General features: G+C 38.8%; 15 protein-coding genes. 6 read left to right on the plus strand and 9 right to left on the minus strand.

All coding sequences use genetic code 11. The annotated features are described in order from the left end of the window. On the plus strand, window positions 1-792 hold the full coding sequence (locus ACSHZO_RS10640; protein ID WP_298247625.1) for a class I SAM-dependent methyltransferase: 792 nt from the start codon (window positions 1-3) through the stop codon (window positions 790-792). On the opposite strand, the gene ACSHZO_RS10645 is transcribed toward ACSHZO_RS10640, so the two are convergent. Genes ACSHZO_RS10645 through ACSHZO_RS10680 form a run of 8 tightly spaced genes read right to left on the minus strand, consistent with a single transcriptional unit; the run spans window position 770 to window position 8,171 of the window. Then, window positions 770-1,783 carry an FAD:protein FMN transferase gene (locus tag ACSHZO_RS10645; RefSeq protein ID WP_295180001.1) on the minus strand — a complete coding sequence of 338 codons (1,014 nt, stop codon included), beginning with the start codon at window positions 1,781-1,783 and terminating at the stop codon, window positions 770-772. The two genes, ACSHZO_RS10640 and ACSHZO_RS10645, sit on opposite strands and share 23 nt — an antisense overlap. Next, window positions 1,784-2,140, minus strand: coding sequence for a Na(+)-translocating NADH-quinone reductase subunit F (locus ACSHZO_RS10650; RefSeq protein ID WP_295180003.1), 357 nt, complete (start codon window positions 2,138-2,140; stop codon window positions 1,784-1,786). A 42-nt stretch (window positions 2,141-2,182) separates the two neighbouring features. Beyond that, on the minus strand, window positions 2,183-3,469 hold the full coding sequence (nqrF, locus tag ACSHZO_RS10655) for an NADH:ubiquinone reductase (Na(+)-transporting) subunit F (RefSeq protein ID WP_298247626.1): 1,287 nt from the start codon (window positions 3,467-3,469) through the stop codon (window positions 2,183-2,185). Between the two features lie 15 nt (window positions 3,470-3,484). Beyond that, a complete protein-coding gene (gene nqrE / locus ACSHZO_RS10660) occupies window positions 3,485-4,099 on the minus strand; it encodes an NADH:ubiquinone reductase (Na(+)-transporting) subunit E (RefSeq protein ID WP_026914367.1) in 615 nt (204 codons plus the stop codon). 29 nt (window positions 4,100-4,128) lie between these two features. Further along, window positions 4,129-4,875 (minus strand): NADH:ubiquinone reductase (Na(+)-transporting) subunit D, encoded by a 747-nt coding sequence (locus tag ACSHZO_RS10665; protein ID WP_298247627.1) that lies wholly within the window; start codon window positions 4,873-4,875, stop codon window positions 4,129-4,131. A 2-nt stretch (window positions 4,876-4,877) separates the two neighbouring features. Further along, entirely contained in the window at window positions 4,878-5,621 is a 744-nt protein-coding gene (locus ACSHZO_RS10670) for a Na(+)-translocating NADH-quinone reductase subunit C (protein ID WP_295181934.1), read from the minus strand. Between the two features lie 2 nt (window positions 5,622-5,623). Then, complete coding sequence (locus tag ACSHZO_RS10675) at window positions 5,624-6,814, minus strand: NADH:ubiquinone reductase (Na(+)-transporting) subunit B (protein ID WP_295181932.1); 1,191 nt, start codon at window positions 6,812-6,814, stop codon at window positions 5,624-5,626. 13 nt (window positions 6,815-6,827) lie between these two features. Continuing rightward, on the minus strand, window positions 6,828-8,171 hold the full coding sequence (locus ACSHZO_RS10680; protein ID WP_298247628.1) for a Na(+)-translocating NADH-quinone reductase subunit A: 1,344 nt from the start codon (window positions 8,169-8,171) through the stop codon (window positions 6,828-6,830). 161 nt (window positions 8,172-8,332) lie between these two features. On the opposite strand from ACSHZO_RS10680, the gene ACSHZO_RS10685 reads away from it, so the two are divergent. The 3 genes from ACSHZO_RS10685 to apaG are packed head-to-tail and all read left to right on the plus strand — an operon-like array spanning window position 8,333 to window position 11,079. Then, window positions 8,333-9,583 carry a DUF5103 domain-containing protein gene (locus tag ACSHZO_RS10685; RefSeq protein ID WP_298247629.1) on the plus strand — a complete coding sequence of 417 codons (1,251 nt, stop codon included), beginning with the start codon at window positions 8,333-8,335 and terminating at the stop codon, window positions 9,581-9,583. 9 nt (window positions 9,584-9,592) lie between these two features. After that, entirely contained in the window at window positions 9,593-10,687 is a 1,095-nt protein-coding gene (locus tag ACSHZO_RS10690; protein WP_298247630.1) for a DUF3667 domain-containing protein, read from the plus strand. Between the two features lie 5 nt (window positions 10,688-10,692). Next, the gene (gene apaG, locus ACSHZO_RS10695) at window positions 10,693-11,079 is read left to right on the plus strand and encodes a Co2+/Mg2+ efflux protein ApaG (RefSeq protein WP_026914360.1); all 387 of its coding nucleotides are present in this window, start codon (window positions 10,693-10,695) and stop codon (window positions 11,077-11,079) included. On the opposite strand, the gene ACSHZO_RS10700 is transcribed toward apaG, so the two are convergent. Next, complete coding sequence (locus ACSHZO_RS10700) at window positions 11,060-11,782, minus strand: NRDE family protein (RefSeq protein ID WP_298247631.1); 723 nt, start codon at window positions 11,780-11,782, stop codon at window positions 11,060-11,062. The genes apaG and ACSHZO_RS10700 overlap by 20 nt on opposite strands. Window positions 11,783-11,920: 138 nt before the next feature. On the opposite strand from ACSHZO_RS10700, the gene pruA reads away from it, so the two are divergent. Together pruA and ACSHZO_RS10710 are read left to right on the plus strand one after the other, a co-directional pair. Beyond that, a complete protein-coding gene (gene pruA / locus ACSHZO_RS10705) occupies window positions 11,921-13,564 on the plus strand; it encodes an L-glutamate gamma-semialdehyde dehydrogenase (RefSeq protein WP_298247632.1) in 1,644 nt (547 codons plus the stop codon). Window positions 13,565-13,844: 280 nt separating this feature from the next. Continuing rightward, window positions 13,845-24,161, plus strand: a complete 10,317-nt coding sequence (locus tag ACSHZO_RS10710) for a LamG-like jellyroll fold domain-containing protein (RefSeq protein ID WP_298247633.1) — start codon at window positions 13,845-13,847, stop codon at window positions 24,159-24,161. Window positions 24,162-24,172 lie beyond the last annotated feature (11 nt).

Here is a 24,172-nt window from a genome sequence, read left to right on the forward strand (position 1 = left end):
ATGAGCAATCTTTTTAAACTGGCCTTAAACGGTATTCCCAGGCCCGTACTTATTAGAGCCAGTTACTTGATAAGGCCGTTTTTAAAGATTTATCTTAAAGGCAACCGATATACTGACCCAATTGATGGTAGCAGTTTCCGGAAATTCCTTCCATATGGATATGAGAATCAGAGAGAAAATGTTCTCTCCCCTTCCACTCTATCATTGGAACGACATCGCCTACTTTGGATATACCTTCAGCAGCACACAGATTTCTTTACCAAAAAGCGCAAAGTACTTCACTTCGCACCAGAACAGGCATTTTATAAACGCTTCCGAAGATTGAAAAATCTTGAGTATACAACTACAGATCTAAATTCACCTCTGGCAGATGTCAAAGCTGATATTTGTGATCTACCATTTGCTGATTCCAGCTATGATTTTATTCTATGTAATCACGTTCTGGAACATATACCAGATGATCTTACAGCAATGAAAGAATTGTACCGGGTTTTAAAACCAGGTGGAACTGCGATTCTGCAAATACCGCAGGACCTGAACAGAGCTGAGACCTTTCAGGATGATAGTATTACTGATCCCAAACAAAGAGCTAAAATATTTGGACAATACGACCATGTTAGGATCTATGGCAGAGATTATTTTGAGAAATTAAGAGAAGTAGGCTTTGAAGTAAATGAAGTAAATCTAAGTAAAGATATGAATAGCAAGGATGTAGATAAATTCAGACTTGCAAAAGGGGAAATATTACCGGTTTGCAGTAAGAAATTTATTAGTCCACAAGATTTGATTTAAATCCTGGTGTCACATAGGTTTTGATGCTCCCATTTTCATCGGAATAGATCAGGTACACTTCTATAGATTTCAGTTCCTTCAGCATACTAGCCGATCTGTCAAGACCCATGGCCATGAGAGCTGTAGCATAGCCATCTGCCATCATGCAATTTTCAGCAATTACCGAAGCACTTAACAAATTGCTCTTTTCAGCAAAACCGGTTATTGGATTCACTGTATGCACAAAACGTTCTCCCGTAATAGAGTCAACCCGGTACTTCCTATAGTTCCCTGAGGTTGCCATAGAAGCATTTTTAAGCATTACCTTCGCGTTAAACTGTCTTTCCGGACCATCTTGTAATGGATTATCAATTCCTACCAACCATTCCTTGCCAGATGATCTATTCTTACCCCTAGCTTTTAGCTCACCACCCAATTCGATCAAATAATCTGATACACCGTTATCTTCCAGGTACTGCCCAATAAGATCTATAGTATAACCTTTAGCTATCGCATTAAAATCGATATAAACGTTTGGGTTCTCTTTAGAGACAGTTTGGTCTTCGTTGATTCTAACTTTATTAAGGCCTACCAGCTGATTCAGGGAATCGAGACGCTCTGCATAAAGATCGGTTACAACCTTTCCCGGTCCAAAACCATAGGCATTAACCAAAACCCCTACCGTTGGATCAAAGAACCCGTTGCTTTCAGCATAAATCTTTTTTGAAGCCTCAAATACTTTAATGAAGTGCTCATCTACAGTAACAATGGAGTCACCCCGATTGACCAACGAAATATCGGAATCCTGCTGGTATGTACTCATAGATCCATTTACAATATCAACAATACTGTCCATAGATTTAGTAAAGTCTAGCTCGCCTTCTGAAAAGTATTGAACTGAATAGGTTGTTCCCAAAGCTTCACCCTGGAATGTAGCTATGTCCAGTCCACCCCTAGAATCACATGATACCAAAGTTAAAACTGTGATGATAAATATTGAAATTCGATTCATCTAAAATTCTTTCCAGCCAGAATAGTTAACAATATAATCTTCTTCATTAGAAACTGGTTTATCATAATCTGAAGAATTAGCCAGTCCTACGCCAGCATAAAAAGTTCTGGCATTGAACTTTTCGGCATGTTCCTTTATGTCTTTCATAAAAGCCGGGTCGAAAGCCTTGGGGTCATCTGGATATTCAATCGCTCTCACAATAACAAAATGCAATTTTGTATCCTTTAAGGCTACAAATTGTGGATTACGCCTTAGTTTACTATTTACTCCTAAGAATTCATACCCGTTATCTTCGAGATCCTTACCAACGATGTTCATCGCCAGGTTATGTAGTTCCTGTTCGTCTAATTTTGGCATATACAAAGATAAAAAAATCCCGCCGAAGCGGGATTAAAATTATTATCCTCCAAAGTCATCAAATCTAATGTTCTCAGGGGGCATACCGAAGTCTTCACCCATCTTCTGAACTGCTTTGTTCATCAATGGCGGACCACAGAAATATAGTTCGATATCTTCTGGCTCTTCATGGTGAGATAGGTAATTATCTATTACAACCTGGTGTATAAAGCCTACAAAACCATCTCCTTCATCATCAAGATTAGATTTTACTTTCCAGTTATCCTCTTCTGCAGGCTCAGAAAGCGCTAAGTAGAATTTGAAATTTGGAAAATCTCTTTCTAATGCTCTAAAGTGTTCTGTATAAAATAATTCTCTTTTAGATCTACCACCATACCAGTAAGTTACTTTTCTACCAGTTTTTAATGTTCTGAATAGATGATAAAGATGAGATCTCATTGGCGCCATACCGGCTCCACCACCAACATAAAGCATTTCAGAATCACTTTCATTGATAAAGAATTCACCATAAGGTCCAGAAATAACAACTTTATCACCTTTCTTCAAGCTAAAGATATAGGAAGAAGCGACTCCAGGATTTACATCCATCCAACCGTCTTTTGCACGATCAAAGGGTGGAGTAGCAATACGTACATTTAGCATGATCTCACGACCTTCTGCTGGGTAAGAAGCCATTGAATAGGCTCTTTCAACCAACTCAGGATTTTTCATTACCAATGGCCATAATTTAAACTTATCCCACTCGTCTTTAAATTTATTCGGATCATCATGTTCTTCAGGGTGAGCGGTGATATCCATGTCTTCAAACTTCACTTCCGTTTTAGGAATTTCAATTTGAATATAACCTCCGGCTTTATAGTCCATTGGTTCCGGAATTTCTACCACAAACTCTTTAATGAATGATGCCACGTTGTAGTTTCTTACAACGGTTGCATCCCATTTCTTGATACCGAAAACTTCTTCAGGAATGGTTATTTTCATGTCCTGCTTTACCTTTACCTGGCAACCAAGTCTCCATCCATTTGCAATTTCCTTTCTGGTAAAATGTGGCTCTTCCGTAGGAAGAATTGCTCCACCACCATCTTCAACGATACATTTACACTGGATACAAGTTCCACCACCACCACAGGCAGAAGGCAGAAACAATTTATTATCTCCAAGAGTTGAAAGCAAGGTTCCACCTGAACCTACTTCAATATCTTTTTCGTTGTTTACGTTGATTGTCACAGGTCCTGAAGGCGATAATTTGGCCTTAGCTCCTAAAAGCATTGATACCAATAACAAAATCAAGACTAAGAATACTACTACACTAGCTATTATAACTGTCATAATCTTCTTTTACGATTATAATTTAATTCCCATAAAACTCATGAATCCAAGCGCCATAAGTCCGGTAATGATAAACGTGATACCAAGACCTTTTAAAGGTGCAGGAACATTTGAGTATGCAATTTTCTCTCTGATGGCCGCAATGGCAAGAATAGCAAGAAACCATCCTATTCCACTCCCAAGTCCATAAGTAATCGCTTCTGAAATTCCTCCGAAATCTTTTTGCTGCATAAAAAGTGAACCACCCAGGATCGCACAGTTTACCGCAATAAGTGGAAGAAAAATACCAAGTGCACCGTACAGAGCCGGAGCAAATTTTTCAACGATCATTTCCACAAGCTGTACCATGGATGCGATTACCGCAATGAACATGATAAAACTCAGGAAACTTAGATCCACATCTGCATATTCAGCTCCAAGCCAGGAAAGTGCTCCAGGCTTTAGAAGGTAATTATCCAGTAGAAAGTTGATAGGCACAGTGATCGCCAGTACGAAGATCACAGCAGCACCCAAACCAACAGCTGTTTTTACAGTCTTAGATACCGCCAGGTAGGAACACATTCCCAGGAAGTAGGCGAATATCATATTCTCTATGAAAATACTTCTTACAAATAGATTAACTAATTCCATTCTTTATATACTTTTTTGCTGTACAGCTATTAGTTTTGTTCGATTAGTTTACGATTTCTGGCACGTTGTACCCAGATGATCAATCCAACCACTATAAGAGCCATTGGAGAGAGTAACATCAAACCGTTATTTTCATATCCTAAAGCATACAGCCCAGTAGACTGAGCCATCGTTGCACCTTTATGTCCTAATACTTCGAATCCAAAAAGTTTTCCAGACCCAAGTAATTCTCTAAAGAATGCCACAACAACCAGAATTAAACCATAACCTGCAGCATTACCAATACCATCAAGAAAAGATTTGTAAATTCCGTTACCAAGTGCAAAAGCTTCTAAACGACCCATCACGATACAGTTCGTAATAATAAGACCAACGAAAACCGATAATTGCTTACTAACATCAAAAGCATAGGCCTTTAATATCTCACTTACCAGAATTACCAGGGAAGCAACAACAACCAGTTGAACAATGATCCTGATCCTACTTGGGATAAGATTTCTTAACATAGAAACGATCATATTACTGAAGGCCATTACCACCATTACAGCGATGGCCATTACTACGGCCGGTTCCAGCTGCACAGTAATTGCCAGTGCAGAACAAATTCCCAGTACCTGAACGGTAATAGGGTTATTGTCATCTAATGGATCGGAAAGTAATTTTCTATTTCCTTTGGAAAGAAAATGCTCCCTTTCTTCAGAATTTGAAAGGAATAGGATCATTTCCCGTTTCTTTTCTTCCTCTTTAGCAGAGTTGAATTTTTTCTCTTCAGCCATATCTATCTAGTTGCTACTTTAAATCCTTTTTGCTGCTCGAAATAAGGCAAATAACGCTTTAATCTTTCTGAGATCATATCAGAAACACCATCACCTGTGATCGTTGCTCCTGAGATTGCATCTACCTGATTATCTTCCTTATCTGAAACATCAATATTTCCTTTAACTACAGAAACCCCTACAAGATTACCATTGGAATCAAAGATCTTTTCATCTGCAAATTTCTCTTTAAACCACTGCTTTGTAATTTCTGCACCAAGTCCCGGAGTTTCCCCAAGGTGGTCAAATGTCGCACCTTTCACGGTGTTGATATCATCTTTTAAAGAAATGTATCCAAAGATCGCATTCCAAAGTCCGTTTCCTCTAAGAGGTACGATATAATATCTGGAACCTTCAACTTCGGCTACATATAGTGGAAAAACCTGTTCTCCAACATCTTTTTTGATCTCTTTAGCAAGATCGACTTTAAAAGCGTCTATAGACTCATCTACCGTACCATCTTCAGTGATTGCTACTTCTTCAACGATATACTTATCATAAAGTTCCTTAGCTCCATCTCTGTCGGTAGTAATTCCAACAGTAGAAAGTATATTCTGCATTTTTTCTTTACGCACATTCTCCATTTGTGTTGGCTGGAGAGAGATAGCGGCAAAGGCAAGTACAGCGGCAACTACAACTACCATGATCACTGAGAACATGAAAGTATAGCCGTTGCTATTCGTTTTATTTACTGATTTTTCTTCCATAACTAAACTGCTGTTTCTACTTGAGGGTTAGCATTTTTAAGTCTTTTCTTTCTTCTTTTCACATTAGATTCTACCACGTAGTGATCGATCGTTGGTGCGAAAACATTCATAAGCAGAATACCTAACATCACACCTTCAGGATATGCCGGGTTGAATACTCGAATCATTACTGAAATAAATCCAACAAGGAATCCATAGATCCATTTTCCTTTCATTGTTTGTGCTGCTGAAACCGGATCGGTTGCCATAAAGACAATACCAAAAGCAAGACCACCAACAATAAGGTGTAGATACCATGGGAAATTCGTTAAGTTATTACCTTCAATACCTAAAGAAGGTAGCGCATTAAAGATCAAGCCCATCACTGCAGCTCCAATAAATGCACTCAAGATAATTCTCCAGCTACCTACTTTACTAAGTACAAGTAGTAATGCACCAGCCAGAATACAAATCGCTGAAGTTTCAGCAATAGATCCCGGGATCATTCCAGAAAACATATCTAATGGTGTATAACCTGCCTCATTTCCAGCTGCAAGATTTCCAAGAATCGTTTCACCAGTTACTGCATCTACTTCATACGCGTTACTAACCCAAACGCTATTTCCAGACATATAAGTTGGGTAAGCAAAGAAGGCAAATGCACGTGCCGTAAGTGCAGGATTCAGAATATTCATTCCTGTCCCACCAAAAGCTTCTTTTCCAATAAGTACTGCGAACACTACTGAAAGTGCTACCATCCAAAGCGGAATATCAATTGGCATGATCATAGGAATAAGCAAGCCGGTTACCAGGTAACCTTCATTTACTTCGTGTCCTCTAAAGATCGCAAATGCAAATTCAATTCCAAGACCTACAGCATAAGAAACTGCGATCATTGGCAAAATCTTTCCAGCACCGTGAAGGAAAGCATCTATAAAAGGTACACCATTGGCATATTCTGGCAATTGGTGAAGATATTGATATCCACCATTCCAGAATCCAAACAAAAGAGCTGGAATAAGAGCGATCACCACGGTAATCATAGTTCTCTTAAGATCCACAGCATCACGAATATGCGCCCCTTTTTGGGTAGTATGATTTGGAGTAAATAAGAAAGTATCTAATGCATTTACTGCAGGAGCATATTTCTCATACTTCTCGCCTTTGCTAAAAGGCTGTTTCATTTTATCTAATCTCTGTCTAATCCATTCCATATTCTTCAGCTTTTTAACCTACTTCGGTAATCATTAAATCAAGACCTAATCTTATTACTTCCTGAATCTCAATCTTGGAAGTATTTACGTATTCTACAGTTGCAAAATCTTCAGGAGCAACCTCGTAGATTCCCAGATTTTCCATTTTCTCGATATCACCAGCCATACACGCTTTGATAAGCTGCATCGGGTAGATATCCATAGGTAAAACCTCTTCCATTTCACCTGTTACCACCAAAGCACGCTCTTCACCATTTAAATTCGTGGTTGGAGTGTATTTTTTATTTGGAAACAACCAGGACAGCGAAGTTCTGGAATGTGAATGTATGTTATTATAGGTAAATGGCAACCATCCAAAGATTCGGTAATTGTCACCTTCAGGAATTAGCGTTAGCTCGTTCTCAAAGAATCCTAAATACTGGTTATTGCTTAACTGAGTTCCTGTAAATACATCACCAGAGATGATACGAGTACCTTCTGCTGCCTGACCAATAAGATCTGTTACATTAGCACCAATAATCATCTGGTAGTATTTCCTGTTTTCAGCTTCACTTCCAACCACAGCAACCGTGCGCTCCGCACGATATTCTCCGGTTAGAAAAACATTACCAATAATTGCAACGTCCTCTACTCCTACAGTCCAAACACGCTCGCCTCTATTGATAGGGTCAAGCTTATGGATTTGAACACCTACATTACCTGCAGGGTGAGCTCCTTTTACGTGATGAAGCTCAACACCTTGAATTCCTTTTAGGTATTCAGCTGAAGAATCATCTACAGAAAGATGAACTTTACCTGGTGTAAGTTTTCTCAAAGCATCAATTCCTGCCTGAAATGCAGCGATCTTATCTTTGATGATAAAACCCTTATCTGCCGCCAGAGGAGCAGTTGTTACTGCTGAAATAAAGATCGCCTTAGGAGTATCCTTAGGATCTGCTACAATGTCGTAAGGTCTTTGGTTGATAAAAGCACCGCAACCACTTTCAAGAAGAAGTTCACGAACATCCTTCACATCAGCTTTAGCAGGATCCAGTTTTTTGAATTCACGGTAAGTGTTTTCAGGATCTGCCTCAATGATTATTTCGAGGATCCTTCTTTTGTCACCTCTTTTGATTTCTTTAAGAACACCACTAACTGGTGTAGTAAAGCGAATTTCCTCGGTATATTTCGAATAGAAAATCTCATCACCTGCAAGAAGCTTAGCTCCTTCTTTTACTACCATTTTTGGCACAACAGTGTGAAAATCTGGCGGTTTGATCGCGTAAGTTTTGGATCTCGGAGCCTTCACAAGCTCTTTTTCCGCCGCCCCTTCTAATCGCAGAGATAATCCTCTTTTAATTCGAATGTCTTTTGACATAGGATGGAGTGTATGTTAAATTTTTAGTTTAAAGTCGGGCAAATTTAAGAATTTTCACTCCATTTATCCCAAGAAATGTCAGAATTTTACTTTGGTCAACTGTTAAATTAAATGGATGCAAAATGCTTATTTCTATTAACTTTGCTTTTTACTCCAACTTTATGAAAGGCTTAATTATTTTCCTGACATTTTACCTGCTTCAGCCGTGCATTTATAGCCAGGTTGTTATCGAAACCCTGCCACCTCCATTTATTAGAACCATTATATTTCAGGGAGATTCCGTAGAAAATAAAGGAAATCCAATCATTCGATTGGGTGCCAGGCTTCAATTAAGTTTTGATGATATCATTGGGGATGAAGCCGATTATTATTACACGATCGAACATTATAATTTCGATTGGACACCTTCTCAACTCACTAAGAACGAATATCTCGAGGGTTTTGATGATGTCAGAATCATTAATTACCGAAATTCGCTAAATACCTTACAACCCTATACTCATTACGAGCTTGATATTCCGAATAAAAATGTACGCGGACTCAAAGTTTCAGGCAATTATATGATTAGCGTCTATAATGCGCAAAGAGAAAAGGTATTCTCACGAAAATTCATGGTGTATGAACCAGTAGTGCAAATTACTGCGGAAGTAAAAAGAGCCAGAAACCTTGAGTTTATCGATGAAAAGCAAATCTTAAACTTCAGTATAAATTCTCCAGACCTGCTTCTGAAGAATCCTGACAGAAATGTCAAGGTAAGCCTTATTCAGAATTTTAATTTAAAAACTGCGATTACAGATCTTAAACCGCAATACACCATCGCTGACGAACTCATCTATCGCTATGATACTGAATCTTCTTTTTGGGGTGGCAACGAATTTCTTCAGTTTGATAACAAAGAAATAAGAGTTACCAATGCTGATATTGCCAAGGTTGACATGCAGCAGCTATATCTCCATTATCTTTTTACGGATGTCACCAGGGACGGGCTGCCATACACATACAATCCAGATATTAACGGAGGTTTTGTGGTTAGAAATGTGCTTGCTGAAAATTCAGACCTGGAAGCCGATTATGTTTGGATGAGATTTACTTTACGAAATTATGATCCGCTTGAAGGTAAACAAATCCATCTTTATGGAGGGTTCAATAATTTTCAGCTGGACGAAAGCACTAAGCTCGAATATAATAAGGAGAGCGGTTATTATGAATTAGCAAGATTGTTTAAGCAAGGATATTATAACTACAAATATGTGGTGACAGGTCCAGACGGGATTGAAGACGGAGCAATTAGTGGCAACTATGATGAAACTGAGAACAATTATACGATCCTGGCCTACTACAGAAGTCCGGGAGCACGTTATGACAGATTGATTGGTGCAGGAGGTGCGAATTCAAGATACATTCGTAATTAAGCTGTTTATATGCCAGATATCGAAAATAGGATTGAAACTTACCAGTATAGAGGTCAGCATTGTCTAAACTGTGAATTACCTTTAGATAAAAATGACCGGTTTTGTCCCAATTGCGGACAATTGAATACCACTAAAAAACTTAGCTTTTCAGACCTGTTTAATGAATTCTTTTCAGGAGTATTTGCCTATGACTCCAGGTTTCAGAGGACATTAAGAATACTTCTTTTCAGGCCAGGAAAGATTTCAAAAGATTACGTGGAAGGAAAGAGGACCAGGTATGCAAATCCCTTCAGGTTCTACCTGAGTGTTTCCATTATATTCTTTCTGATCTTTAGCCTTAGCCTGGATCCTAGCGAAAATTTTGGACGACAGGATCGGGACGAAGATTTGCTTTCAAAACTTGACCGTAAGGAATTGAGCGAGGCTTCCATGGATTCCATCAATAAAGTATTGACCAGCGATGATGTTGGTCTGGACAGCATCCAGAATAATGTTTTTACTGAAACTTATACTGAAAAGCTTGTGAGTCAGCCAGAACTGGACAGTATGAACTTTATTAATGCTTTTGCCAAAAAAGCAGATCTATACTATGCTTATCAGGATGAAACAGGGATTTTTATCGCTTCCCGGGCACTGGATAGTTTAAACCACGAACAATCTAATTATAATCTTTGGCTCTATAAGAAGGCGGTAGATGCAGGAACCTTTTCAAAAGACCCTGCGCTATTTATAAACTACTTTATAGGAAAGTTACCTTTTATCATCTTTATATTTTTACCGGTTTTCGCGTTATTCATCTGGCTGCTGTATTTAAGGAGGGACTTTAATTATATGGAGCACCTCATCTTTGCATTTCACGTGCAAACGGTGTTTTTTGTACTCTACAGCTTTGCACTGATACTGGAAATTGTTTTTAAATGGGAAATACTAACAACGCTGGCAAATTTTGTATTCCTATTCTATTTATACAAAGCGATGCGATTTTTCTACGGACAAAAACGTGTTAAAACGATTTTAAAGTTTCTACTCCTGAACCTAATATTCTTTACATTAGCCACAGTCGCTGCAATAATCTCATTGCTCGCTTCTTTTTCAATTTATTGAAACACATGATTCAACAGGTTACAAAAGGTATTAAAATCTCTGTGGAAACCAGATTCGAAGGGAAGTTTTATAAGGACTTCCAGCTGAAGTATGCTTTTGCTTACCAGATCACTATTGAAAATCAAAGTAACGATTCTGTTCAGTTAAAGTCCAGATTCTGGGAGATCAAAGATGCTTTAAGTGAAATCGAATATGTTTCAGGAGAAGGAGTGATTGGAAAAAAACCTGTTTTAAAACCCGGTGAAAGTCATACTTACCAAAGTGGTTGCTTACTTACCGCGCCCATTGGTTCCATGTCTGGCTACTATAATATGATCAACTTCACGACTACGAATGAATTTCAGGTTAGAATCCCACCCTTCAGACTTGCTGCTACCTTTGCTTTAAACTAGTAAGATATTCTTCAGAGGTATCTTTATTTATCAAATTTTGATAAGAAAAATAAATACCATCAGGGCCATTTATAACCTGTGATATACTTTGAGTTTTAAGAAACCCACGGTCTATGATGAGGCCGTATTCCTTATTTCCCTTACCTGCGCTTTTGTGAAAATTCAATAGACTCCCCGCAGTATAACCTTCAGCGCTTACCTCATCAAACCATTCTTTACGCTTTTTTTTCATTGCTTCAGAATAGAGCGGAGAAGATGACCATATATGCTGAGTGATGGGAAGATATTCGTGTTTATAATTTTTTCCATCCCATAATAATTGCTGAAAACATAGGCCATCATGCCATTCTACAATAATCATTGTGAAAGGCTCGATCCCATGAAAATTATATTTGTTTAGAAATGAACGCAATCTACACGCGGCAAGAAATTCTTTAACAACCACTCCCCGACTTTTACGATATTCAGGCTTGCGTTCATGTGGTTTCTCAGCTCCATTCATAAGACATATACACCTGGAATTTTCACTAACTCCCAGCCAGGTGCCTCCAGCCTGTTTGTCTTTCGGGAAATATTGTCTTACACCTGCAAAGCGCTCCCATGCGGGTGGAAGAGTTTCACGACCAACCGATTCGTCCCGGTTAGAAGTTAATACAAAGCCAGACATAGACTCAGGACGGGGGACTAAAGTAACTGTGCACATGCTTTAAAATCAAAATTTTAAGGAAATGTACAAAAAAAGTTAAGCTTTAGTAAAGGCAAGCCAGATGTTATTGCGTGCAACTTAATTTTTTTACCTTTATCGGAATTAGAAATAATCGAAAAAACAAAATTTATATTTATGGGAAAAGGATTTTTTCACGTACCAGTAGCGGTTAACGAAGAAGTAAAAAGTTACGCTCCGGGAAGCCCAGAAAGAGAAGAAGTATTACTTACTTATAAAGACCTTTGGAATGCGAATACTGAAGTTCCTCTTTATATTGGAGCTGAAGAAGTAAAAACTGGGAATACCAGAACCATCAATCCTCCGCATGATTACGCTCATGTTGCAGGAACTTATCATACTGCTGAGAAAAAGCATGTGGAAAGAGCCATTTCTGAAGCTCTGGAGGCGAGAAAGAAATGGTCAAAACTGGAATGGGAACAAAGAGCTGCTATCTTTTTAAAAGCTGCCGATCTAATTTCCGGACCTTATAGACAAAAGATGAATGCTGCCACAATGATTGGGCAGTCTAAGAATATTTATCAGGCTGAGATTGATGCTGCTGCAGAGATCTGTGATTTCCTACGTTTTAATGTAGAGTACATGGCAGAACTGTATGATGAGCAACCAATTTCTTCGGATGGAGTTTGGAATCGCGTAGAATACAGACCATTAGAAGGTTTCATTTACGCTATAACTCCGTTCAACTTTACTGCAATTGCAGGAAACCTTCCTTCAAGTGCTGCCCTTATGGGGAATGTTGCTGTTTGGAAACCAAGTGATAGCCAGATGTTATCAGCTCAGGTACTTATGGAAGTATTTAAAGAGGCAGGTTTACCAGCAGGTGTGATCAACATGGTTAACGGTGATCCAGAGATGGTGACCGACACTGTACTGGCCAGCCCAGATTTTGCAGGTATTCATTTTACCGGAAGTACCAATGTATTTAAAGGTATTTGGGGTAAAATTGGAAACAATATTCAGAATTATAAAACTTATCCAAGAATTGTTGGAGAAACAGGAGGAAAAGATTTTATCCTGGCGCATCCTACTGCAAAGGCTAAACATGTAGCAACTGCTATTTCCAGAGGTGCCTTTGAATATCAAGGTCAGAAATGTAGCGCGGCATCCCGTGTTTATATTCCGAAAAGCCTTTGGCCGGAAATTAAAGATTTCGTGATCGAGGATGTACAATCATTCAAGATGGGATCTCCGGAAGACATGTCAAACTTTATCAATGCTGTAATTCACGAAGGTTCTTTCGATAAGCTTGCAAGCTATATCGAAAAGGCTAAGAGCGATAAAAATGCTGAGATCGTAGTTGGTGGAAACTATGATAAATCTAAAGGTTACTTTATAGAACCTACCGTAATTCTTACATCAGATCCTCATTACACTACTATGGAAACTGAACTTTTTGGTCCGGTAGTAACAGTATATGTATACGATGATACTAATTTTGATGATTCCAAGTGGGCAGATATCTGCCAGACTGTAGATAATACGAGCATATATGCACTAACCGGAGCTATTATCTCTGGTGATCGTTATGCAGCTGCTCAGGCTACAGATCTATTACAGAATGCAGCTGGAAACTTCTATATTAATGATAAACCAACCGGTGCAGTTGTGGGACAGCAACCTTTTGGTGGAGCAAGATCCAGTGGTACAAATGACAAAGCAGGATCAAAAATGAATCTTATGAGATGGATTTCTGTAAGATTGATCAAAGAGACTTTTGTCCCTGCTACAGATTACAGATACCCGTTTTTAGGAGAGTAATAATTTCTAAAAAGCATACTTTTTAAAAACCGCCTATCCGGCGGTTTTTTTTGTTTACAGACTTTAAGGTAGATCACTTATTAAAATCGAGATACCACTTATATTCTTCGATCATAATTTTTTGTTTTTTTAGCATAACCTGCTACAATTCAAAATTTTAACTTAAATTTACTTTCCCCAAAAATTTGTTCCCCAACAAGTTACACGCAAGGAAACCTGCGTAACTCCTACTACTGCTACCCTACGTGCTATTTATTATTGTAATTAAACCGCCAGACTTATGGTTAAAAAATTACATTGGATTCTGTTTTTTGTATTATTCGTTCTCCCGATTTTAAGTTGGGGGCAATGTCCTACGTCTGTAGGTATCACATCTAATCAAGGAGCAAGTATTTGCCAGGGAACTGATGTCACTTTTACTGCAAACCCAACCGGAGGAACCTCACCCGTATATGAATGGACCGTGAATGGTACAGTAGTAGGCAGTTCTTCGACCTATTCATCAAGTAGTCTGACTAATCAAGATAAAATTAGAGTAAAGGTTAGTTCCTCAACCGATTCAAATTGTGAAACTTTCAGTGATATTTTTACCATTACTGTAAACCCCAATAGAACCGGAACTCTTCAGATTCAAGCCAGCAATAACTCAATTTGTCCTGGTGAAAATATTAGCTTCAGTATTGCATCAGTATCAAATGCTGGGAGTGGTGCAATTTACACCTGGAAAATTAATGGAAATACTGTAGGAAATAATAGTACTTCTTTTTCCAGTAGCGCACTGCAAAATAATGACGAAATTCAATTAAGTATTCAGTCTGGTATTCCCTGTACTCCAGACTTTAGTAGTAATACGATTATTATACAGGAAAAACCGGGAACACCATCCCAAACTGCAAACATTTCAGGAAATAATTCTGTATGCCCTGGAACTACGCAGACATACAGTATTACAAATGTAACTGACGCTTCCGAATATGTATGGACACTACCTTCTGGATGGTCTGGTAGTAGTACAACAAACACCATTGACGTTACTTCAGGTTCAGCAGGTGGAAATATAAGCGTACAAGCAAAAAATAGCTGTGGTACCAGTACAATGCGAGACCTGAGTGTTAGTGTTTTACCAAATTCTCCATCAACCCCGGGAACTATTACTGGTCCCATTTCGGTCTGCCCGGGAATATCAGTAGATTATAGTATCGCTGCAGTTTTAAATGCAACAGAATACGTTTGGGCTTTGCCAAATGGTACTGAACAAATAACAAATGATCCAGATATAACAGTTACTACCAATACTTCTGGTAGTAGTAATATTTCGGTTAGAGCCAGGAATAGTTGCGGCACGAGTGCTTTAAAAACATTATCAGTTACTGTAAAAGCGGGGAAACCGGCTACTCCAGGAGCTATAACCGGGGATACCAATATATGCCCTGGAACCACACAAACCTATTTAATTACGGCAGTTCAGGGAGCTACATCCTACAATTGGACCCTTCCAAGTGGCTGGACCGGATCAAGCACTACACGTACCATAACGGTGACAAGCAATGCTAATGCGGGTGACATTGTTGTAACCGCTGAAAATGATTGTGATATAAGTGAATCCAGAACTCTAAGTATTTCAATAAAAGACGGAACACCTAATACTCCAGGAATAATTTCTGGAGCAACTGCGGTTTGTCCAACTACTTCAGAAACTTATACCGTAGCCGCAGTTGAAGGCGCTACAGAATATATTTGGACCATTCCTGGCAGCTTTTCAACCACCAGTACGGTTACAACGAATCCTACATTAAATATTACGGCTGGTAATACAGGATCAGGTAATATTACTGTAAAAGCAAAGAATGATTGTGGTACAAGTACAGCTGCGAGTCTAGCTATTGGTATAAGCCAACCAGTTCCTGTTTTACCGGGTGATATAACTGGACCTACAAATGTTTGCGGTACCTCAACAGATATAAGTTATTCCATTCCTGCCGTTGCAAATGCTACCTCTTATTCATGGTCACTTCCACCAGGATGGAATATCACTTCCGGAAGTACTACACGTACTATCACAGTAAGCAGCAGTTCTAACAGCGGAACAATTTCTGTAATAGCCAAAAACGATTGTGGGGATAGCCCGGCAAAAACTATTACTGCAAATAGCACCAGCGGGGTACCTTCGCAACCGGGAGCTATTACGAGTAGTTTAGGTAACAACCAGAATATTTGTCCACCTCTTTCTGGAATTACATTTACTGTACCAGCAGTTTCTGGTGCAACTGGATATAACTGGAAGCTGCCCCCAGGCTGGGAAATAGCGACTGGAGCAAATACACCTTCAATTACAGTCAATGTTACTGCTAATGCCCCTTATCAAAACGAAATTGTATCAGTTACAGCAACAAATGTATGTGGAGAAAGTCAACCGCAGAATTTTACTAATATAACAGTAGCTAATTTTATTATTACAGATCTTGGAGAAGATCAACTAGTTTGTAGGACAAGAAATCAAATACCTATAGACATAGAGCTATATTTTGGTGGCTCAAATCGTTTAAAACCTGTTTGGTCCACTTCTGGGGATGGTAATTTTCCAGACCTCCCTAATATAGGTAATGGCAACGGAGCCAATAACATTCCTAGAAATTTTAGAATACATTATATACCTGGACCTAACGATATTACTAGGGAATATGTAACAATCACTATGACCGTACCTAAACCACATCAGCAGAATCCTTGTGGAACTGGAATAGATGAGATGAGGATATATTTTCTCGATAATCCTACAGCCAGTTTTAGTACGACCAATTCTGAAATATGTTATAATACCAACACATCATTAGATATCAGCGGAACTCCAAACACATCCGTTACCTATACAAATGGTTCCGGAAATGCTACGGTCGCTCTTGATGCTTCCGGTAATGGGACAATAGCTACAGGTAACCTTACTCAAACAACCACCTATACTCTTCAATCTATTGCGTATACCGATGGTCCTGGTTGTTCACAAAATATATCTTCGACTTCAACCATAACTGTTAACCCAATTCCTTCAGCAACATTCACATATAACGACGGCCCTTTCTGTAATTCAGATTCTGCTTCGTATTTGCCATCTTTTGCAAACACAGTTGGTCAATTTCAAGGAGGAACATTTTCAGCTTCAGGCATAAATGTTAATGCTACTGATGGATCTTTTTCTCCTTATGGGGTTAGTCCAGACACCTACACAATCACCTATAGTTTTAACGATTCACAGTCTTGTAATTATGCAGATATTACTACAGATATCGTAGTTCATGATGTGATCACCATCCCTTCTCAACCTACAGATAAAAGAGTTTGTGAGGGGGATGCAATAAACTTGTCTATAGAAGCAACGGGTGATGGTCTTGGATACCAATGGTATAAAGGTAGCGGTACAGGTTCACCCATTAGCGGTGCAACTTCTTCTGACTTTAATATTGATACATCTTCTGCTTCAGATTCAGGAACTTACTATGTAATAATTACGGGTATATCTCCATGTACTGAATTAAAATCTGAAGAAATTGAAGTAATTGTAGATCAAAACATTGAGATTACTGAAATTTCCACTGACGCTCCAAACAATGAAATTTGTGAGGGTGGATCAGTTACTTTTGCAGTATCTGCTGCTGCTGGCTCAGAAACGCTTCAATATCAATGGTACAATTCAAATGGACCAATTTCTGGTGCTACAGGAGAAACGTATATTCTCAGTAATGCTTCTCGAACTAATGCCGATGATTATTATGTTGAGATTAGTGCGAGTAATGAATATTTATGCAATTCAGCAACTTCAGAAACTATAACATTAGATGTAAACGAAATTCCGAATGCAGATATGAGCTATTCAGGTCCATTTTGCAATTCAGATTCAGAAGTAAAAAGTGTTAGTTTCAGTAATACGGCAGGCGATTATACTGGAGGAAGCTTTTCATTTACAGTTATCTCAGGCGGCAATAATCTTGATATAAATACTGAATCTGGTGAAATTGATCCTTCAAAAAGTGATCCGGGAGTTTATGAAATTAGTTATAATACAGCTGAATCTGGAGGTTGCGCTCAAGTTATTGAAATTACACAAGTAACAATTACGGAAGCTCCTACAGCTAATATTAGTTTTGCCAACGACCAAACTGAATTTTGTAATGATGCCAGTCAAGGGATTATTACCCCTATTCTAACGGGAACAGGAAATTATACCGGAGGTGCATTTGACGGTATTTCAGGTATAAACACATCCACCGGAGCCATAGATCTTAATGGAATTGTTGCAGGAAATTATTCGGTTACCTACTCAATACCAGCCTCAGAGGGTTGTCCTTCTCAGATTGTAAGTATTGATGTTGTTGTAAATGATAAAATAAATATCACCTCCCAACCTTTCAACATTGGTGCGTGCTCTGGCGCTGAAATTGAACTTGAGCTAGCAGCCTCCGGTGATGATTTAAATTATCAGTGGTTTAAGGGTACATATCCTGGAACAGCAATAACCGGAGCCAATACTGCTATTTTCGGAATTTCCCCAGTAAATTCGACGGATAATGGAATTTATTATGTAGAAGTTTCGACGGCTAATTCATGCTCTTTGGTGAGATCGGATGAAGTTACGGTAAGCGTAGATGAAAATATAATCGTTACTACTCAACCGCAGGATGAGTCAGCTTGTTCTGGTGATGATATTACGTTTAATATTGCAGCGACAGCAAATGGAGGTTCAGTGAGTTATCAATGGATGTTTGACGGTGCAAACCTTACAGGTGAAACTGGAGACTCTCTAACTCTAACATCTTTATCTCTTGCTGACGCAGGAAAATATTCAGTATTCATAGAAGGACCAGATGGTTACACCTGTTCAACAATAACTTCTGGAGCTGCTACACTTACTGTCAATGAACCACCAACAGTGAATGCCGGAGATAACTTCGAGGTATGTACTAGTAGTAATAGTTTTAATATTGGTGAAGATGCAACTGCAAGTAACTTTTCAAGTCTGCAATGGAGCTCTTCTGGCGGCGGTACTTTTAGCGATGAAACCGCCTTACAAACCACATACTCTCCAGCAACAGGCGAAACAGGATTGGTAACACTTACATTAACCGCTAATGGTAATGGCGTTTGTTCTTCCATTACAGATGACCTCATCGTAAATATCGAACCGCTCCCAGTAATTTCATTGTTTGAATATGCTGCGGAAGAATTTTGTGTTTCCATTTCTGATACTCAGGCTCCAACGATTACTGGTGAAAACGCTTATCTCAATGGAACATTTAGTGTCACACCTACCGATGCTGGAGATCTACTTTCTATTGATGCTGCAGGAAATATCAATCCGTCATTAAGTGATCCTGGGGAATATCTCATTACTTATGCAACTCCTTCATCTGGTATTTGCGATGTGGTAGAAGCAGATTTCACTGTTATTATTGGCGATTTGCCGGATGCCTCTTTCAGTTATGATGCTGAAGAATATTGCCGGAACACAAGAGAGGATTCTGTGACCGATCCGGCAATTACGATCAATGCCGGCGGAGAAAGTGCAGATAGTTTTTCATATACTGGTTCAGGAAACCTAGAATTAGAAAGTACTACAGGAGCCATAGATATATACAATTCAGAGGCTGGTGAATACATAATTACCAGAACTATTGATTATTCAGGAGATAATGAGGATGGTTGTGATCCGGTTTCAGAAACCTTTACGATCACTATTAATGATAAACCAATACCGGACTTTACCTATGCTAGTGCTGAATTTTGTTCAGATGAAACTGATCCTTCTCCTACAGCTATAATTAATGGTGTTTTTGGGGTATTCACTTTTGCTCCAACCGCTGGAGAAGAAGGTAACCAACTTTCTATCAATCCCAGTTCCGGAGAAATAGATCTGGATACAAGTGATTCAGGATCATATATCATTACTAATACGGTAGACAATTCAGATGACGTATGTGAAGAAGTCTCCTTTGAAATTGAGATGACTATCTATGAGAAGAAAGATCCAACTTTTACATATACAAAAACCGATTATTGTATATCTGAATTACAAGCTACGGTTACACCTGGATTTGCTTCCGGAGGAACTTTTTCCAGTACAACTTTAGGCAATAATTATTTAGATCCTGCAACTGGACAAATAGATTGGGAAAATCAATCAAGTATAACTGGCACCCATAACATTACACATACTATTCCTGCGAATGGGACTTGCGATGCAGTATCGCATGATTTCGAAATAAGAATTGATGCACTTCCAGAGGGTGGTGAAGCTCTATGGTCTAAGAATAATGAACGACTTTTTCTAACATGCGCCAACCCTGTTTCAGGATATGCAAGTACTCTGAATCTTATCGGTTATGTGGGAGAGATCATTGGTTGGGAGTATAGAGGATCCTCTTCAACTTCCTGGAGTTCTATAAATAGTACAAATGCAACACTAACGGAAGATCAAATAGAGTCGGCAGTATCACCGGGAGATGAATCTACAGTATTTCGAGCATTATTATCAAACAATTCATGCGATGGTGGAGTTTATTCCGAACCGGCTATTGTTAGCGTAATTATAGCTGATATTAAACCTACTCCTGTACAGGTTGATAAAGATATAATATGTATAGGAGACACGATAAGCTTAAGTTCACAAACAGGATATAGCAGCACTGGTGAAAAATTTGAAGGAGGACAATTCACTGAAGCGGGAATTAAGAATAAAGGCTGGAGATTTACAAATCCAAGTGGTGGGTCAAATGACTATTCTGCAGCTGCAAATAACGGAAGAGCGGATCACTGGTTAAAAATGAACGCGAGTGGCGGTCCTGATGGCAAAGTTTTTACTGGTAATCTTCCAAATTATAATAATCCTTCTACTATTCGTTGGACTTCAATACTAAACGTTAATGAAAAGTTTGCGTTAGTTACCGGGGATAATGTTTCACTAATGGAAACTCCAGTTTTTGCATTGAATGGAATGGATGAAGCTATCTTCACCTGGGATCAGGGTTACAATCTTTCTGAAGGAGCTAAGATTACCGTAGAAATATCTACAAATGGCGGTGCAGACTATAACACGGTTTTATATACTCTTACCAGTGATGGAAGTGTAGAGGTTGGAAGTAGTGGTAATTACCTCGATTTTGGTGGTGGTACTCCTCAATCCAGACCCAAAAATAAGATGGTTATTAACCTTGGCGACTACCTGGGTCAGTCAAATCTAAGGGTAAGATTTAATTATGAAGGAGTTAGAGACGGTGATGTTTGGGCCGTAGACAATGTCAAGGTACCAGAAGGACCACAAGAAATTTTATTGCAATGGTATTATGATGAAGATTTAGATAATCCAGATAATGAATTAGAAGAAATTGGAGAAGTTAACGAGTACACAGTAAATTTCATTCCAAGAAAAATTGGATGGAATGATTTCGAAGTGCAGACAAGAATAATATTAGATAGTAATGGTGACCAATGCCAGAGTGTAGATAATTTTGAAACCATTAGAGTTTGGGCTTTTGACGAATACATAACCGAAGTTTCTACAACCGTAGGCGCATGTGGTAGCCTCTCCATAGTTCTCAATGCTACGGTCACAGCAACTGAACAGGCTATGCAAATAGTAGAGTATCCAACGCTGGATGGTTATGTAGGTAGCTGGAAAGTTTTTGATTCAAATAACATTGAAATTACAACTGGCTTCAGTTTCGAGAACCAGGATAACGGCAGCAATCTTGAACCCGTAAAGGACCCGAATGCTATTTTTACTGCGGAAAATTTAGGTGATTATCAAATACGATGGGTTCTTACTCCAACAGCTACAGATGAAAATGGAGTCTTGATCGAAAATGAAGGTTGTCCACCAATAGATAATACAGAAACAATTAGCCTGGTGGATTGCGTAACCCTGGATTTTGATGGTTATGATGATTATGTGGATCTTGGAAACAATTATACCGGCAGTTTCTTTTTAGAAGCATGGATAATGCCATTCGATAGACCACTTCCAGAGGGCGGAATTACAGATGCTTCAAAAGGAACCATTTTTAGCACTCCCGGATTTGAACTTAGTATGGAGAATCTTCCTGATTTTGTAGTGCCTAACAACAGATGGTACCACATTGCTGTTTCCAGTAATGGATCAACCTTGTACATAGATGGAGTAAATGCAGGTAGCATTTCTGTCAATACATCTGGAACTAATACTGCAGCAATTGGAGCGAGATATAGTGCCTCGACTAAAACTGCTACCAACCACTTCTCAGGTTGGATAGAGGAAGTCAGGATCTGGAATACTGCACCTTCAGAAAAAGAGATTCGTTTTATGATGAACCAGCGGCTTAAACTTAATTCTTCAAATCAGGTTGTTAGTCCTATTGAAGGCGAAGTTGTGCCGAATAGAACCGTTGATGGAAGTTATTATACCGCTGGTGGTTTCAATTTAGACGAGGATGGAGTGAGTTTCTATGATCAAACTGCGGCTGACCTTGCTGGGTACTATCGACTATATTCCAATGATCCAGACCCGGATAATAAACTTCCAGGTTACTTCCTGGATGTTCTCAAACCATTGAATGGACTTACACCCAATCATGCTAATGCAGCGAATCCTGGTAGAATGATTAATATTGAAACAGATCAGGAAAATACTTCTCCAACACCATACTTTTCATACACCGATGGTTCTACATGGACAGATATCAATACCTGGGCCAGACCAGAAGTTTGGGATGCACCTAATAACCTAGGATACGATAACAACCCAATTGACTGGAACATAGCAAGAATCAATCATACTTTTGAAGCCAATAGAGCTATTACAATGCTCGGTATACTTTCTGAGACATCCAGTAAGGAATTAACTGTCAATGATAGTAATCCAATTACAATTAGTCACTATCTATATCTGGACGGTAGTATAGATTTGCAGGGTGAATCTCAGTTATTACAAAACCACGGAAGTATTCTGGCAAATGAAAGTGCTGGATTTGTTGAAATAGATCAACAAGGTAGAATGAGTAGTTTTAATTATAATTACTGGACAAGTCCCGTAAGTACACAGGGTTCTTCAAACAATTCAGGTTACCGATTAGTGGATGTCCTTATGGATGGAACCAATGCCGAAAATCCTACTGGAATTAACTGGAGAACTGGATATTTTGATGCAGATGGAGCTAGAACCTCTCCAATAACAATCACCGATGCCTGGATCTGGGATTTCAGAGGTGGTGATGCAGATATCTATGGCGACTGGCTATTTATGGGGAATGATTTTATGCAAATTGCTGGTGCTGGATATTCCATGAAAGGAACTGATGGCACTGTGGCACCAAATCAAATGACACAGAATTATGTTTTCCGCGGAAAACCAAATAATGGTGATATCCCTACTACCGAATTGAGTCTGAATTCAACGCAGAATTTTCTAGTAGGTAATCCATTCCCTTCCGCTTTAGATGCAAACGAATTTTTACGAGATAACTTAAATATTGTAGGAACCGGAGCTGGCAACAATTCCCAAAATGTTTTTAATGGGACGCTCTACTATTGGGATCATTTTGCCGGAAGCACCCATATTTTAGAAGAATATGTTGGAGGGTATGCAACCTATACCCTCGCAGGCTCTGCTCCTGCAATTTTAAATGACTGGCGCATAAGCCAGGTAGGTGGAAATGGAACTAAAGAAGCTAAGCAGTACATACCAGTAGCACAAGGTTTCTTTTTGAATAGTGCTCCAGTGAATGGAAATACATTTGGTGGACAGATTCGGTTTAATAATACCCAAAGAGTTTATAGAAGAGAAAGTGTAGATCCATCTATTTTTCTACAACAGGAGAACGATCCAAAATCTTCAAAAAATAAGACGGGAAAAAGCTCAGAGGATGATCGGGCAAAGATTAGGTTGAAATTTGAATCTCCGGCAGGTTACCACAGGCAAATTCTGGTTACCAGAGACGCAAATACCACGAACGGTTTTGATGTTGGTTATGATGCTCCGCTTATTGAAAATAACAAGGAAGATATGTACTGGTGGTTTGCAGATAATAGATTTGTAATTCAGGGAGTTCCTGATTTTGAAAAGGATCAAGTATTACCATTAGCTATAAAAACTTCTTCGGAAGGATCATTTACCATTAAAATAGATAGTACAGAAAACTGGCCTGCAAATAAAGAACTATACCTGAAGGACAAGCAAAATGACAGTATTCATGACTTGCTTGCCGGTTCATACAAAGGCACTACCACCGAAGGAGAAATTAGCGATCGTTTCGAAATAGTATTCTTTAAAGAAATCGCCCAGGAACCTGATCCAGTGGTTATTCCGGAAGAACCTGAATTACCAGTAATTGATGGATTAGTAGGAATATCTTACAGCTCCTTTAGTAGAAATGTCAAAATTAGTAATGAGGATTTACTGAAAGTTGAAAAGGTTTTAATTTATGACATGGGTGGTAAGCTGATTCAGGAATTCGATGGTCTACCTTCAGAAAAAGAGATTTATCTAGGCTTAAGGCCAGTGAGATCTGGTATTTATATTGTCAAGGTTTTCTGTGAGAATGCAATCTGTAATAAAAAGATCATTGTAAAATAGTAGAAAGTAGT

This window comes from Christiangramia sp. 3-2217-3z (assembly GCF_051195275.1).
Classification (GTDB): Bacteria; Bacteroidota; Bacteroidia; order Flavobacteriales; family Flavobacteriaceae; genus Christiangramia; species Christiangramia marina.